The sequence below is a fragment of the Burkholderia sp. Ax-1719 genome, from assembly GCF_011753055.1.
GTDB lineage: Bacteria > Pseudomonadota > Gammaproteobacteria > Burkholderiales > Burkholderiaceae > Paraburkholderia.
This window is the reverse complement of record NZ_VWWJ01000001.1, coordinates 160,015-173,045: the sequence shown is the minus strand read 5'-3', so window position 1 is coordinate 173,045 and position 13,031 is coordinate 160,015. Positions and strand designations below refer to the sequence as shown.

General features: G+C 62.9%; 13 protein-coding genes. 9 read left to right on the top strand and 4 right to left on the bottom strand.

Features of this window, described 5'->3' with window-relative positions; translation table 11 throughout:
- Nucleotides 1–170 precede the first annotated feature (170 nt).
- The 8 genes from F3J17_RS00755 (at nt 171) to F3J17_RS00720 (ending at nt 7,233) form a co-directional block, all read left to right on the top strand.
- Nucleotides 171–806: a hydrolase gene (locus F3J17_RS00755; protein ID WP_167052849.1), complete on the top strand. Its 636-nt coding sequence runs from the start codon at nt 171–173 to the stop codon at nt 804–806.
- A gap of 142 nt (nt 807–948) precedes the next feature.
- Nucleotides 949–2,853: an amidohydrolase gene (locus tag F3J17_RS00750; protein WP_167052847.1), complete on the top strand. Its 1,905-nt coding sequence runs from the start codon at nt 949–951 to the stop codon at nt 2,851–2,853.
- A gap of 30 nt (nt 2,854–2,883) precedes the next feature.
- Entirely contained in the window at nt 2,884–3,315 is a 432-nt protein-coding gene (locus F3J17_RS00745) for a DoxX family protein (protein ID WP_167052845.1), read from the top strand.
- 56 nt (nt 3,316–3,371) lie between these two features.
- On the top strand, nt 3,372–3,623 hold the full coding sequence (locus tag F3J17_RS00740) for a DUF1427 family protein (protein ID WP_167052843.1): 252 nt from the start codon (nt 3,372–3,374) through the stop codon (nt 3,621–3,623).
- Nucleotides 3,620–4,357, top strand: coding sequence for a YoaK family protein (locus F3J17_RS00735; protein WP_240160709.1), 738 nt, complete (start codon nt 3,620–3,622; stop codon nt 4,355–4,357). The genes F3J17_RS00740 and F3J17_RS00735 overlap by 4 nt, the downstream gene beginning before the upstream one ends.
- Before the next feature lie 65 nt (nt 4,358–4,422).
- Entirely contained in the window at nt 4,423–5,349 is a 927-nt protein-coding gene (locus F3J17_RS00730; RefSeq protein WP_167054367.1) for a glyoxalase, read from the top strand.
- A 59-nt stretch (nt 5,350–5,408) separates the two neighbouring features.
- Nucleotides 5,409–6,836, top strand: coding sequence for an alginate export family protein (locus tag F3J17_RS00725; protein WP_167052841.1), 1,428 nt, complete (start codon nt 5,409–5,411; stop codon nt 6,834–6,836).
- 61 nt (nt 6,837–6,897) lie between these two features.
- Nucleotides 6,898–7,233, top strand: coding sequence for a hypothetical protein (locus tag F3J17_RS00720; protein WP_345891103.1), 336 nt, complete (start codon nt 6,898–6,900; stop codon nt 7,231–7,233).
- A gap of 10 nt (nt 7,234–7,243) precedes the next feature.
- Here F3J17_RS00720 and F3J17_RS00715 read toward each other — a convergent pair whose 3' ends face one another.
- Both F3J17_RS00715 and F3J17_RS00710 read right to left on the bottom strand, forming a co-directional pair.
- The gene (locus F3J17_RS00715; RefSeq protein ID WP_167052839.1) at nt 7,244–8,317 is read right to left on the bottom strand and encodes a WYL domain-containing protein; all 1,074 of its coding nucleotides are present in this window, start codon (nt 8,315–8,317) and stop codon (nt 7,244–7,246) included.
- 47 nt (nt 8,318–8,364) lie between these two features.
- Nucleotides 8,365–9,168: a Sir2 family NAD-dependent protein deacetylase gene (locus F3J17_RS00710; protein WP_167052837.1), complete on the bottom strand. Its 804-nt coding sequence runs from the start codon at nt 9,166–9,168 to the stop codon at nt 8,365–8,367.
- Between the two features lie 203 nt (nt 9,169–9,371).
- On the opposite strand from F3J17_RS00710, the gene F3J17_RS35975 reads away from it, so the two are divergent.
- Nucleotides 9,372–10,724 carry a hypothetical protein gene (locus F3J17_RS35975; protein ID WP_205194575.1) on the top strand — a complete coding sequence of 451 codons (1,353 nt, stop codon included), beginning with the start codon at nt 9,372–9,374 and terminating at the stop codon, nt 10,722–10,724.
- Nucleotides 10,725–10,771: 47 nt separating this feature from the next.
- On the opposite strand, the gene F3J17_RS00700 is transcribed toward F3J17_RS35975, so the two are convergent.
- Both F3J17_RS00700 and F3J17_RS00695 read right to left on the bottom strand, forming a co-directional pair.
- Complete coding sequence (locus F3J17_RS00700) at nt 10,772–11,845, bottom strand: MBL fold metallo-hydrolase (protein ID WP_167052835.1); 1,074 nt, start codon at nt 11,843–11,845, stop codon at nt 10,772–10,774.
- Nucleotides 11,846–11,890: 45 nt separating this feature from the next.
- Nucleotides 11,891–12,547 carry a peroxiredoxin gene (locus F3J17_RS00695; protein WP_167052833.1) on the bottom strand — a complete coding sequence of 219 codons (657 nt, stop codon included), beginning with the start codon at nt 12,545–12,547 and terminating at the stop codon, nt 11,891–11,893.
- Between the last annotated feature and the right edge of the window lie 484 nt (nt 12,548–13,031).

The following is a 13,031-nucleotide window of genomic DNA, read 5'->3' as shown; positions in this document are numbered from 1 at the left end:
TGCGGATTTAAATCCCATTCATAACTCTTCAGGTTTTCGACAGGACTTTAAGACGGGCGATCTCTAATCTGTGACCCAGATCGCGCGGTCATTGGAATCAGGCAAAACACCGATTCAACGAACGCGCGGACGCCACCCGATTCACCCCCGACACCTGAACGGAGTTTGACATGGCATTTGAACTGCTGACCCCCGACACCTGCGCGCTCGCGCTGATCGACCACCAGCCGCAGATGTTCTTCGGCACGCACTCGCACGAGCGCACCACCGTCCTGCACAACGTGCAGATTCTCGCCAAGGCCGCGAAGCTCTTCAAGGTGCCGACGGTCCTCACGACCATCGCCGCCGATTCGTTCAGCGGTCACCTGTTGCCCGAAGTTCAGGCCGTGTTCCCCAACGTGAAGCCGATCGACCGCACCTCGATGAACTCGTGGGAAGACAAGGGCTTCCGCGATGCGATCAAGGCCACGGGCCGCAAGAAGATCGTGATCGCCGGTCTGTGGACCGAAGTATGCGTCACCTTCCCGACCATCCAGATGCTGGCCGAAGGCTTCGAAATCTACGTGCCGACCGACGCTTGCGGCGACATCACGGAAGAAGCGCACGAGCGCGCCGTGCAGCGCATCGTCCAGGCCGGCGCGGTGCCGATGAACTCGCTGCAGTTCATGTGCGAACTGCAACGCGACTGGGCGCGTGGCGAGACCTACGAAGGCTGCATGGACATCTTCAAGGCGCACAGCGCCTACGGCATCGGCGTGCGTTACGCGAAGCAGATCCTCGGCGAACACGCGAGCGAAGCGGGCTAAGCCGCAAGACCCGCACATGGCGCGTGCAGCCTGACAACGCGCCATGGCCTCGCACACGGCGCGCGGCGTCACGTCCGGCACCGCGCGCCACACCTCCCGCAAGCAGTTCGCACTGAATCCAGCACTAAACAGGAGAGCGTCGATGAGCGCCCTTGATCAACCTCGCCGCATCGCCGACCTGGTGATCTACAACGGCAAGATCGCCACCCAGGACGAGCGCCGCTCGTTCTCGACCGCGCTGGCCGTTGCCGATGGCAAGGTCGTCGCGAGCGGCAACGACCGCGACGTCATGCAATGGGCGCGCGACGACGCACGCCGTATCGATCTGAATGGCCGCACCGTGATTCCGGGTCTCAACGACTCGCACCTGCACGTGATCCGCGGCGGCCTGAACTTCAACATGGAACTGCGCTGGGACGGCGTGCCGTCGCTGCGAGACGCGCTGCAGATGCTGCGCGAACAGGTTGCGCGCACGCCCGCGCCGCAATGGGTGCGCGTGGTGGGCGGCTGGAACGAATTCCAGTTCGAGGAAAAGCGCGGTCCGACGCTCGAAGAAATCAACGCGATTGCGCCCGATACGCCGGTCTTCATCCTGCACCTGTACGACAGCGCGCTGCTCAATGCCGCGGCGCTGCGCGCGGCGGGCTACGACCGCGATACGCCGAACCCGCCGGGCGGCGAAATCCAGCGCGACAAGCGTGGCAATCCCACCGGCATGCTGATCGCGCGCCCGAACGCGGGCTTGCTTTACGCAACGCTCGCGAAGGGTCCCAAGCTCGCGCTGGAGGATCAAAAGAATTCCTCGCGCCAGTTCATGCGCGAACTGAACCGCCTGGGCGTGACGAGCGCCATCGACGCGGGCGGCGGTTACCAGGCTTATCCGGACGACTATGAAGTCATCATGGACCTGGCGAAGAACGATCAGCTGACCGTGCGCATCGCCTACAACCTGTTCACGCAGAACGCGAAGCGCGAGATCGAAGACTTCGCGAAATGGGTGAAGAGCACGCGTCCGGGCGACGGCGACGATTTCCTCAAGGTCAACGGTGCGGGCGAGATGCTGGTGTTCTCGGCCGCCGACTTCGAGGACTTCCTGGAGCCGCGCCCCGATCTGCCGGACGGCATGGAGCAGGAACTGGAAGACGTCGTGCGCCTGCTGGTGCAAAACCGCTGGCCGTGGCGTCTGCACGCGACCTACGACGAATCGATCGACCGCTTCCTCAACGTGTTCGAGCGCGTGAACAGCGACACGCCGTTCAACGGCCTGCGCTGGTTCTTCGACCACTGCGAGACGATTTCGCAACGCAATATCGAGCGCATCGCCGCGCTGGGCGGCGGCATCGCCGTGCAGCATCGCATGGCGTTTCAGGGCGAATACTTTATCTCGCGTTACGGCGCGGAAGCCGCCGCGCGTACGCCGCCGGTGCGCCAGATGCTCGAAGCGGGACTGCCGGTGGGGGCGGGCACGGATGCCACGCGGGTGGCGAGCTACAACCCGTTCGTCTCGCTTTACTGGCTGGTTTCGGGACGCACCGTGGGCGGCACGCAGATGTATGCGCAGCGCGATCGTCTGGAGCGTATGGAAGCCCTGCGCCGCTACACCGTGGGCAGCGCCTGGTTCTCGAACGACGAGACGAAGAAGGGCGCGCTCGTGCCGGGCCAGTACGCCGACTTCGCGGTACTCAGCGACGACTTCTTCACGATCGACGAAGACGCCATCAAGCATCTGAACTCGGTGCTGACGGTGGTGAACGGCCGCGTGGTCTACGCCGACGAGGAATTCACCTCATACGGTCCGCCCGCCCTGCCGGTGAGCCCGTCGTGGTCGCCGGTGGCGGAATTTGGCGGCTATGCGCGCTACAAGCCCGTAGTGACGAACACGGCGAACGCATCGAACGCCACGCTGGCGCAGTCCTGCAGCGATGCCTGCGTGAATCTGTGCGGCGTACACAAGCATGCACACGGCTGGGCGTGGCGCAGCAACGTGCCGGCCGGGGACGCGAATGCGTTCTGGGGCGCGCTGGGCTGTAGCTGTTTCGCGTTTTAAGTCGAGTTGCAAGTCAAGCCGAGGTCAGTGATGAAACGTTTCGAGAGCGCCGATATTGCGCTGCTGTTCCTGCGCGTGAGCGCCAGCCTGCTCGTGCTGTTCGTGCACGGCTTGCCGAAGGCGTTGCACGTGCGTGCGCAACTCGGCGTGATCGAAGATCCGTTGCACCTGGGCAGCGCCTTTACGCTGTCCTTTGCGATCTTCGCGGAGGTGGTGTGCCCGGTGCTGATGATGCTCGGCGTCTTCACACGCCTTGCCGCGCTGCCGATTCTCGTGGTCACTGCGGTCGCGCTGTTGCTGGTGCATCCTGACTGGACGCTCGAGCAAGGTCAGTTTGCGTGGATGCTGCTGATCTTGTTCGGCACGGTCGCGATTGGCGGCGCGGGGCGTTATCGCCTGACGTGGCAATGCGCGCTGCGCGCCGCCCGCCGGACCCATCGGCGTGTGAGCCAATCGGCCTGAACGCGCTGGCGGACTTTCTGAAATCGCGCGTTTGAGCGCAGCAAGGAGCGGTCGACATGTCGTACCTCATTTCACTCGGAGCGGGCCTCGTGGTCGGGCTGCTCTATTACTTCTCGCGCGTGCAGTCGCCCGCGCCGCCGCTGATCGCGCTGGCCGGGCTGCTTGGCATCGTGATCGGCGAGCATGCGATTCCGTTCGTGCAGGCGCACTGGAGCGCACCGCAGGCACAGACGCAAAGCGCGCCGGTGCAGCGCGATGTGTTAAGCGCGTCAGTCGACCACGCCGATTCGACGAGCAGCAAGCCATGAGCGCGACGCTTGCACGGAGCAAGGCCGTACTCGACCCGATGCGCGGCGAGAACACCGTGCTCGCTTTCGTGGCGGGTTTTGTCGATACGCTAGGCTTTGTCGCGTTGTTCGGCCTGTTCACCGCGCACGTGACCGGCAACTTCATCATGATCGGTTCGGGCATCGCGGGGGTGAGCGGCGGCCTGCTGATCAAATGGCTGGCGTTTCCCGCCTTTGTACTGGGCATCGTCGGCGCCCGTGTGCTCGCAGACAAGTTGCACGCGCAAGCCCATGCCGTTCGCGTGGGGGCGCTCTATTTGATGCAGATCGTGCTGCTGGCCGCTTTCATGATCGTGGGCCTTGTCGCCGCGCCGATCACGAACGCCGATGCGCCGCTCACAATCGCCTGCGGCCTGCTGGGCGCGGCCGCGATGGGCGTGCAGAACGCGCATCCGCGTCTGACCGCACGCAGCGTGGTGGCCAATACCGTCATGACCGGCAATGTCACGCAGGCCGTGATCGACGTATTCGATCTGCTGGCGCGCAGCACGCATGTCGATCGCCGTGAAGTGCGCGAGCGGCTGACCCGCACGCTGCCGCCAGTGGCCGCCTTCGGCGTGGGCGCGAGCCTGGGCGCGACAGGCTGGCTGGCCGCCTCGTTCTGGGCGCTGATCGTGCCGCTTGCCTTACTTAGTGCGATTGCCGTCTTTGCCTGCCGCGCCAGCGACGGCAGCGCGGCAGGCACCGTTCAGTAAATCCTTATTCATTTCATCAGGAGCAACACGTGTCTCTCTTTAGCCTGAATCGTCCCCTGCGCGCCATGACGGCCGCATCGATCGTCGCCTTTGCGGCTTTGGGTCTGGCCTTCAACGCCGCCCCGGCCTTCGCCGACGATTCGCAATATCCGGCTGCCGTCGCGCAAACGCCCGCCGTCGCCGTGGGCCCGCAATACGACACGACGCATGTCTACGTTGCAAGCGCCGATATCGACGCCTTCGTCAACAGCTTCCTCGCTACCTTCGGCGGCAAGGCCTCGCCGCGCGCCGTCTTCACGGTCACGCCGACGCCGAGCAAAACCGCTTCGCAGTACGTGCAAACGCCGGTGGGCATGCTCTCCGTGTTCGCGTTCGAAACGCCGGTGCCGTACCCGTTCGGCAACGAGCGCACCGGCTATCTGGTGACCGATATCGACAAGGCCGTGCACGCCGCGCGCGCAGCGGGCGCCGATGTGATCGTCGAGCCGTTCGACGACCCGATCGGCAAGGACGCGCTGATCCAGTGGCCGGGCGGCCTCACGATGCAGCTTTACTGGCACACGAAAGCGCCGTCCTATGCACCGCTCGAAATGGTGCCCGACAATCGCGTGTATGTATCGAAGTACGAAGCATCGAATTTCGTGCATCGTTTCGTGCGCTTCTCGCATGGCAAGGTGGTGTCGGATAACCGCCATGCCGATGGCGCGGAAATCGGCAAGAGCGGCGAAACGATCCGCCGCGTGCGCATCGAATCGGCGTTCGGCAACATGCTGGTGTTCGTGACCGACGGCAAGCTGCCGTACCCGTATGGACGCGAAACGACGGGCTACCGCGTGGCCGATCTGGACGCGACGCTCGAAAAGGCGCAGGCCGCTGGCGTGAAGGTGCTGGTCGCGCCCGCGCAAAACGCCGAAGGCCGCACGGCCATGGCGGAGTTCCCGGGCGGCTACGTCGCGGAGCTTCATCAACTGGCGAAGTCGCCCGCGAAGTGAGTGAAGAGAACAGCGGTATGCGCCTTCGCCCTCGCTTTCGATTTTGCCTTTCGTCGCCGATGAAACAGACGACGCGCCAGGCCGCGTTTGCCCTCGTGGCAGGCGCGCTGCTGCACGCTGGCGCGGCTCGCGCTGAAACATCAGCAAGTGGCGCCACCGAGGCCGCTTGCGACGCAAAGCGCCCGATCCCCAGCTTCAACCGCTGGCAGGAAGACTGGGGCGCGCTCGCGAATCCCTGCGTGCCGCGCAAACCGCTGGATCGCCTCAAATACATTCCGCTGTCGAGCGATCCCACCTGGTATCTCTCGCTGGGCGCGAATCTGCGCGAGCGCTTCGAACTCAACAACACGCCGTTGTTTGGACTGGGGGGATCGAAGCCCGATAGCTGGGTGATCCAGCGCGCCGAAGTGCATGCCGATGCGCGCTTCGGCGAGCACGTGCAGGCGTTTTTCCAGCTGGAGGATGCGCGGCCGTTCGGCAAGGACTCGGTATCGCCGGTGGACAAGAATCCGCTCGATATCGAGCAGGCTTTTGTGGCGTTCGTGTATGGCGTCGGCCCCGGCACGTTCAAGGCGCGCGTGGGGCGTCAGGAAATGGCGTTCGACTTGCAGCGCTTTGTTTCCGTGCGCGATGGCCCGAACGTGCGTCAGGCCTTTGACGCGCTGTGGGCCGACTACGAGATCGGCAAATGGCGCTTCATCGGCTATCTCACGCAGCCGGTGCAGTATCGCGATGTCGATACTTTCGACGATGTCTCGAACACACACCTGAAGTTCAGCGGCGTGCGCGTGGAGCGCGCGAGCGTGGGGCCCGGTGATCTGTCCGCGTACTGGTCGCGCTACGAGCGCGATAACGCGCGCTTTCTGGATGCGAGCGGCAATGAACGCCGCGATGTATTCGATGCGCGCTACGCGGGCAAGAGCGCACCGTTCGACTGGGACGTCGAAGCGATGGCGCAGACCGGCCACGTAGGCGCAGACTCTGTTGGCGCCTGGGCGTTCGGCGCGCTGGGCGGCTACACGTTCGCCTCGTTGCCGGGCACGCCGCGCGTGGGCGTGCAGGTCGATGGCGCGTCGGGCGATCATCATCCCGGCGATGGTCACGTGGGGACGTTCAATCCGCTCTTTCCGAACGGCTATTACTTCACGCTGGCGGGCTATACGGGTTACAGCAACCTGATTCACGTGAAGCCGTCGCTGACGTTCAGGCTCACGCCAAAGCTCACGCTGATGACAGCGCTGGGTTTCCAGTGGCGCGACACGACGCAGGATGCCGTCTACGGACAGGGCATGGCGACGGTGCCCGGCACGGCGGGCAAGGGCGATCTCTGGACCGGCATGTACGCACAGGTGCGCGCCGACTGGATCGTCAACGACAACGTGGCGCTGGCGCTGGAAGCCGTGCATTTCGAAGTGGGCGATTCGCTGCGGGCGCTGGGTGCGCGCAACGCCGACTATGTCGGCGTCGAAGCGAAACTCGCGTGGTGAAACGCGACGCATGACACCTGTGAATGGAAACAACGAACGCGCTTATCAACAGGGGAATACTGTGAGCACGCAATTACCGACGCAACTCCTTACGCCAATGCAGAGCATTGAAATGGCGCGGCTCAATGCGGCCGTCAACGCGAACATCGATGACGCGCGCGTCTGGCGCTGGTATAGCGATCTGATGGAAGACGACCGCGTGCGCTGCGAACGCACGCGGCGCGGCTGGCAGATCACCATCGACGATTGCCATACCGTGGAAGACGAATCGTTCGATTGCGCCGTGCGCCTGGCCGCGCAAACCTGGGGCGATATTGCGCGCGCGCCGGTGAAGCTCAGACGCCGCCGCAAGACGGCCGTCAGGCCGGGTGGGACGGCGTTGCCGCAGTTCTGGTGAAAGCCGCCGCTCATTCAGGCGCATTGCCGTAACGCGCGGCCATCAGGCGGGCGCGTGCGGCGAATTCCTCGCGCAGGCTTGCGGGTTCGAGCACCTCGATCGAATCGCTTTGACTGTGCAGGAAACGGCGCAGCATGACTGAGGGCTTGACGGTGGCCGTCAGCTCGAAGGAGCGCCTATCGGATGCCCACTTGATTTTCTGATCCGTGTGCAGCATGAACTCGTTGAGCATGTGCTGGGCGGCGCTGCGTTCGTGCGGCGCACTGCTGGCGTGGATGCGAAGTTTCAGTTGCACCTCGGCTTCGGGGAAGAAGTGCAAGGCTTGCTCGGTTCGCACGTAGGCATCGAGATTGAAACTCGCGTCGCGTTCGGCGGCGTGGGGAAGCACTTGAGCACGCTTGATGCGGTCCAGGCGGAATAGCCGCTTTTCGCCGGTTTCTGGCCAGTTCACGACGAGATAGAACACGCCCGCCCGATTCACGATGCCGAGTGGCGAACGGGCTTCGTAACGCTTGCTGCCGGTTGTCTCGTCCTCCGGCTTCTGATAGTCGAAGCTGAGCTGGCGATCGTGCAGCAGGGCATCGGAAACCTGACGATACACGTCGGCATCGATAAGCGGAAAGATGAGCGGCTGGGTGCCGTCCATGCGCACGATCTTGCCCTTCCAGTCGACGCCCGCGCGGGCAAGTGTGCCTTCGTGAGCCAGACTAAGCCTTGCGCGCGCGCGTTTGAAGGCAGGCTCCAGCCCGGCCATCACGGCCGAAGGCAGACTCTGATAAGGGCTGCGATCGAGCGACAGCACCGCGATCGCGAGATTCGTGTCGAGGTGATCCTGGGTGCTCAACATGTCGGTGTCGACGGTCTTGAACCAGCGCGAGGCCCGCGTGCCGCCGACCTTATCGACGTAGCCGGTCATATCGCTGAGATGGCGACGAATCGTGCGCTCATGCGGCGGCTCGTCCATACGTGCATTGACGATCTCGCGAATCCGGGAAAACCGGATGCCTTTTTCTGCCTTTTCGCTCGCATTAGCCGCATGATCGACAAAGGGCAGTGCGGAAAGCAGGACCTCTCTAAGCTCCATGACGGCTCGCGCGTTGAATCGGGCGCACGAGTGTAGCGAAGTTTGTTTCATTGCGTGTGGACCCTCGCGAGTTCATGGTCGATGTCGTGAAGCACGTCGAGCGCACGGCCATGAAGCGCGACGGTGGCTGCACCGTGGATGTCGGCGGCATCGGTGTTGACGCGAACAAGCGGCAGACGCAGGCTTTGCGCAAACATGCGCACGCCGGGCAGCGCCAGTCCCGCACCAATCTCGATCACGACCGGCTTGCGGGGTCCGGCGCGCCACATCTCCATGCGCAACCGTTGCGCGTTGGTGCGCGCCACGACCCATGCCGGGTCGGAAAACAGCAGAAAATTCGGCCGGGCCAGCGCGCCGCAACGACGGCAGCGCGGAAGCCACGGCGTGGCCGAGATGGGCGTGGCCGGCCAGATATCGGGCGAGCAGGGCCGCGCGCACTGGAAATGGCGGATCGAGCCATGGCATTCGACGATCCGTTCGGGCGCGAAGCCCGCTGCTTCAAAATGCCCGTCGACATTGCTCGTATAGACGAAGGCGCCGTGAGGCTTGCTCTGGGCCCAGTCGAGCAGCAACCCGTGACCGGCGTGCGGAACGGCCTTTTCGCAGACGCGCAGGGCTTCGCCGTAGAAGCGCCACGCTTGCGTGGGATCGGCCTCGAAGCAGCGGCCTTGCGTCCATGCGTGCAGATCGCGCTCGTGCATGCCCGCGGGCAAAAGCGTGGTCCACAGGCCGTGCGAGCCGCGAAAGTCGGGCAACCCGGAATCCACGCTCATGCCTGCGCCCGCGGCGATGATTAGGGCATCGGCCTGGTAGATCAACTGGGCGGCTTTCTGAATTGCTTTCGTATCCATTCCATTTCCTCGGTCGATTCGGAATGGCGCAAGCATCCACCTTGATTCGGCCAAACGATGTCCCAATGCGGTTTGAGTAACGCCTGGCGGATTGGGACAGCGTTTGGCCGAATTGAGTGGAATAATGCTTGCCGTCGTGCGTGACGGAATTGGATGCGCGACGCAATGAATAACACCGTGAATAAAGCTCCGGGGCCGAGGCGATGACAAAAGACGATTACGTTAAAGATAAATTCGTTGCGCAGTTTATCGAGTGGATGAGCGCGAAACTGGATGATGAAACGTTTGCGCATGGTTATACGATGCGAAGGACAGGTCAGCGATGGACGTGTACGAGCATCTTTAACGCATACGAAAAATACCAGTGGCGCCATAGCGGTGTCCCGTCGCTTGGCGTGCCGCGAGGCGATACGTTCGAATCGAATGCTGCGGCGCTTGCCGCGCTGCGCGCGGAATTGATCAGCGCGCTGGCAGCGGGCGATGATAATCGCGTTTGCGCGGCCGCTTGTGCGATTGTGATCTGGGGAGGCGTGGGGCCGGGCAACTTGACCTGGCTCACGGCCAATAAATTGGGTCTTGCCGCGTTGATCGCCGCAATACGGGACGCACTCGACGCCAACGATAGTGCGTATCCGGGACTGATGGCTGCGGATTTGCGGTTTACCTCGGGCATGAGCAAGGTGTATTCGCTTGCCTGCAAACGGTTTGTGATTTACGACTCGCGTGTAGCCGCTGCGCTTGGTCTGGCAGTCGTGAGATTCTGCCGCGAGGCCGGCCTTGAAGCCGTGCCCGCTGGATTGCAATTCCCCTGGGCGCCGCCAAACGCCGCGCCGAATGCAGACAATCCACCCATGCGCGATCCGCGCGTGAACAATTTCGACTTCTTGAGACTCAGATCGGGTGCACAGCACGCGAAATGGAATCTATTCGCGAGTTGGGTGCTTGCCGCAATCGTCGAGAAGCTGGATGGCGGAAATAGCGGTTTCGCAAAGATCGAAGCCAAAGCCGACAGGCTACGCGCGCTTGAGGCAGCGTTGTTTATGATTGGCTATGACCTCGGTCGCAAAGAGTCGGGGGACGGCAGCGGTGCGAATAACGCTGCGCTGCCTGCTCCGAACCCGCAGGATGGCGATGATGGTGCTTGGACCGAATGCTATACACCGAAACACGGTAATCCCTTCCAGTACCGGATCGACGATCGCGGGATTGCGACCAATGGGCCCCTGCGATTTAACGACGACCTTATCAATCGGACGCTAACCAGGCTTTACGTCCATTTTGGGGCAGATCCATTTCCGCTCGCGAACAATGCGGTCAACGTTCCGGCTGGCATCGAGCAGATGGGACTGGGTGTGGCGTATGTGGATGCCGGTGGCAACAATGCACCGAATACCAGCAAGCTCGCGGCGATCCTGCAGGATCTCAACGTGCTCGTGCGCTGCTACGACGCCCCAGGCAATGGCGCGCATTGGACCCTCAACAAGGACGCACTTGGTCTTGTCGACGGCCGCGTCAATATTCGCCCCTGGCTAGACGAACGTCGTAACGACGAATAACCTCGCCATAAGCCAGCGTCGCCGCACTCGCAAACCAGGCGGCGACGCTACGCGCCACCACCCGCGGCCACCGGCAACCCCTCTGCCCGCCACCGCAGCATCCCGCCCGCAAGATTCGCCACCTGCGCAAATCCGGCCTTGCCAAGCAGCACGCTCGCCTGCGCCGACCTCACGCCCGAACGGCACACCGCCACAACGGGCCGCTCGCGGTCGAGTTCATCGATGCGTCCCATCAGTTGCGAAAGCGGCACGAGCTTCGCATCGGGTAGATGCCCGAGACAATCGATGAACTCCGCCGCCTCGCGCACATCGACGACCTGCCATTCGTGTCCGTGCTCCAGCAGCGCCATCGGCTCGATTTCCCAGACGCCGCTAAAGCGCAGCGTAAGCGGCGCCCATTCAGGCGTCTCGTGCACGGGTGCGTCGCCTTCGGGCTTGCCGCAGCGCAGATTCGCGGGCACCGCCACCGCCATCAGTTTGGGATGCGGCAGATTCAGATTGTTCATATAACCCGCGAAATCGCCGATATCGACATCGCCGCCCAGACGGGGATTGAAGCGCCGCTCTTCGGCCACGCTCGTGACCGTGATGCCGCGATAATCGTGCGCCGGATAAAGCAGACAATCGTCGGGCAACGTGAGGATCTGCTCACGCACCGAGGCAAACAACTGCTCCGGACTGCCGCCCTGAAAATCCGTGCGACCGCAGCCGCGTATCAGCAGACTGTCGCCCGTGAAGGCCATGCTGCGATCGTCCAGCACGTAGGTGAGGCAGCCGCTGGTATGACCCGGCGTCGCGCGCACCTCCAGATGACGCTTGCCGAACGTCACACGATCGCCGTGTTGCAACGCACGACTGACGCCTTCAGCGCCCACGACGGCGGCGAGCGCGATTTCGCTACCGCTGCGCTCGCGCAGCCGCCAGGCGCCGGTGACGTGATCGGCGTGGACATGAGTGTCGAGTGTCGCGACCAGCTTGAGTCCCAATTCCTGTACGAGCGAGAGGTCGCGCGGCACCTGCTCGTAGACCGGATCGATGAGGAGCGCCTCGCCGCTGGCGGCGTCGCCGAGCAGATAGGTGTACGTCGACGAAACCGGGTCGAACAGCTGGCGACAAATCATCGCGGCCTCTGCGTCGTTCAGGCGTCGGGGTGCGCCAATGCGACGTCAGCCTGGCTGACGTGTCGTGCGCAGATAAGGCTTGATGGTCTTGAAGCCGGGGAAGGACTTTTCGGCTTCCTCGTTGCTCACGGCGGGCGTGATGATGACGTCGTCGCCTTGTTTCCAGTTGACCGGTGTGGCGACCTTGTATTGCGCCGTCAATTGCATCGAATCGAGCACGCGCAGGATTTCATCGAAATTGCGCCCGGTGGTCATCGGGTAGGTGAGCATCAGCTTGATCTTTTTGTCGGGGCCGATGATGAACACGGAGCGGACCGTGGCGTTGGTTGCGGCGGTGCGTCCTTCGCTGGACTCGCCGGCATCGGCGGGCAGCATGTTGTAGAGCTTGGCGACGGCGAGGTCGGTGTCGCCGATCATCGGATATTTGACGGCTGCGCCCTGGGTTTCTTCGATATCGGCGGCCCATTTTGCGTGGTCTTCGACAGGGTCGACGGACAGGCCGATCAGTTTGGCGTTGCGGCGCGTGAACTCAGGCTCGATCTTCGCCATGTAGCCGAGTTCTGTGGTGCAGACGGGGGTGAAGTCTTTGGGGTGCGAGAACAGGATGGCCCATTGGTCGCCGATCCAGTCGTGGAAGTCGATCGTGCCCTGCGTCGTGTGCGCCTTGAAGTTCGGGGCGGTGTCGTTGATGCGGAGTGACATGGTGGGGTCCTCGGTGGGAAGCGTCTCTAGAGTATGGTGCAGAACTGTGGTTTTTGTGAGTCTGGCACTTTTAAATCTGGTTGTTTTTTGGGGGTGTTTTCTTGAGTTGGTGTCGGTTTGCTAGCGTTGCCCCTGTGCGGGGCGGCACCTACTTTTCTTTGCCGCGGCAAAGAAAAGTAGGCAAAAGAAAGCCGCTCACACCGCTAATCTGACGCCGTCCACCACTAGCCCACCAACAGAGTGGTAACTGGACATTGTTCGCACCACGCGCGGTAAAACGAAGTGACAAAGGACTCATACATCCCGTTGCTCGCTGCGCTTGCAACGGTTGGGTCTGCGAGGGAAAGCGCAAACCTTCGGTTTGCGTTATGCCCCACGGGGCGCTTGCGCCCCCGGATGTGCGGGCGTCACCACTCTGTTATCAGGTCAGTGATGCGGGCGCTGCCCGGGCGCCACTTTGTTTTATAGGCTGTAGGTGTACGGC

Excerpts from the sequence above, each read along its gene's own strand:
- F3J17_RS00740 (WP_167052843.1), top strand. The coding sequence starts at position 3,372 with ATGTCGTACCTCATTTCACTCGGAGCGGGCCTCGTGGTCGGGCTGCTC.
- F3J17_RS00745 (WP_167052845.1), top strand. The coding sequence starts at position 2,884 with ATGAAACGTTTCGAGAGCGCCGATATTGCGCTGCTGTTCCTGCGCGTG.
- F3J17_RS35975 (WP_205194575.1), top strand. The coding sequence starts at position 9,372 with ATGACAAAAGACGATTACGTTAAAGATAAATTCGTTGCGCAGTTTATC.
- F3J17_RS00700 (WP_167052835.1), bottom strand. The coding sequence starts at position 11,845 with ATGATTTGTCGCCAGCTGTTCGACCCGGTTTCGTCGACGTACACCTAT.
- F3J17_RS00725 (WP_167052841.1), top strand. The coding sequence starts at position 5,409 with ATGAAACAGACGACGCGCCAGGCCGCGTTTGCCCTCGTGGCAGGCGCG.
- F3J17_RS00735 (WP_240160709.1), top strand. The coding sequence starts at position 3,620 with ATGAGCGCGACGCTTGCACGGAGCAAGGCCGTACTCGACCCGATGCGC.
- F3J17_RS00715 (WP_167052839.1), bottom strand. The coding sequence starts at position 8,317 with ATGGAGCTTAGAGAGGTCCTGCTTTCCGCACTGCCCTTTGTCGATCAT.
- F3J17_RS00695 (WP_167052833.1), bottom strand. The coding sequence starts at position 12,547 with ATGTCACTCCGCATCAACGACACCGCCCCGAACTTCAAGGCGCACACG.
- F3J17_RS00730 (WP_167054367.1), top strand. The coding sequence starts at position 4,423 with ATGACGGCCGCATCGATCGTCGCCTTTGCGGCTTTGGGTCTGGCCTTC.
- F3J17_RS00750 (WP_167052847.1), top strand. The coding sequence starts at position 949 with ATGAGCGCCCTTGATCAACCTCGCCGCATCGCCGACCTGGTGATCTAC.
- F3J17_RS00755 (WP_167052849.1), top strand. The coding sequence starts at position 171 with ATGGCATTTGAACTGCTGACCCCCGACACCTGCGCGCTCGCGCTGATC.
- F3J17_RS00710 (WP_167052837.1), bottom strand. The coding sequence starts at position 9,168 with ATGGATACGAAAGCAATTCAGAAAGCCGCCCAGTTGATCTACCAGGCC.